General features: G+C 66.5%; 1 protein-coding gene. It reads left to right on the forward strand.

All coding sequences use genetic code 11. The features are described from left to right. The coding region (locus MOV74_RS38610; protein WP_309486884.1) for a secretin N-terminal domain-containing protein at window positions 1-1,069 on the forward strand (1,069 nt) is incomplete at its 5' end. Window positions 1,070-1,156: the final 87 nt, after the last annotated feature.

Raw genomic sequence — 1,156 nt, forward strand, 5'->3', positions numbered from 1 at the left:
CCCTGCGGCGGCCGGCGTGCCCGGCCAGGACAACGGCTCCGGCTCGCTGCTCGGCACCGGCGCAAAGCCCGTCAACAACGCGATCCTTCAAAACGTACGGATCACGGCCGACGTCACCAATAACGCGGTGCTGGTCTACGCCAACGCGGAATCGCAGCGCGTCGTCGAGCAGACGATCCGGCAAATCGACCGGCCGCAGCGCCAGATCGCGATCGAGGCGACGATCGCCGAGGTCACGCTGAACGACGCCTTGAACTACGGTGTCCAGTTCTTCATCGCCAGCAAGCAGGGCTCGGTCTCCAACGTCATTAACGGCGTCAGCAACAGCGCTTCGGTCGGCAGCAACATCGAGCAGCAGACCAGCGCGGTCAACGCCGCCGCCGGCGCGCTGCTCGGCCGCGCCCTGCCCGGCTTCAACTTTCTGATCGGCGCGGAAAACTCCCCGCGCGTGGTGCTCGATGCGCTCCACAACGTCACCACCGTCAAGGTGCTGTCCAACCCGTCGCTGGTGGTGCTGGACAATCAGCCGGCGACCTTGCAGGTCGGCGACCAGGTGCCGTTCTCGACCGGCACCGCGACCGTGCTGACCGCCAACAACACCGTCGTCAATACCATCGACTACAAGAACACCGGTATCATCCTGCGCGTGCTCCCGCGCGCCAACGCCAACGGCAACGTCGTGCTCGACATCGAGCAGGAGATCTCGAGCGTGGCCGCCGGCAGCACCGGCTCGCTGACGCCGACGATCTCGCAGCGTCGGGTCAAGAGCTCGATCGCGGTGACGAGCGGCCAGACCGTGCTGCTCGCCGGCCTGATCAGCGAGACCGAGAACAGGCAACGGCAGGGCATTCCGATCCTCGATTCCATTCCCGGCGTGGGCGATGCGTTCTCGCACCAGGGCACTACGCGCGGCCGTACCGAACTGATCCTGTTCATCCGCCCGACCGTCATCAAGGACGGCGTCGACGCGCATGTCATTGCGGAGGAGATGCGCAGCAAGATGAACAGCCGCCTGGTCGGGACCAGCAATCCCGTCGTCACCGTGAACCCGCCCAAGGCGGCGCGCTAGGGCGTGACGGATCAGGCGGCGAAGGTCGGGACGGGCGCTGCGCTCGCCATCGCCCTGCTGCTCGGCGTGTTCGCAAGCCTCGTGACC

It is taken from the genome of Bradyrhizobium sp. SHOUNA76 (genome assembly GCF_023006445.1).
Classification (GTDB): Bacteria; Pseudomonadota; Alphaproteobacteria; order Rhizobiales; family Xanthobacteraceae; genus Bradyrhizobium.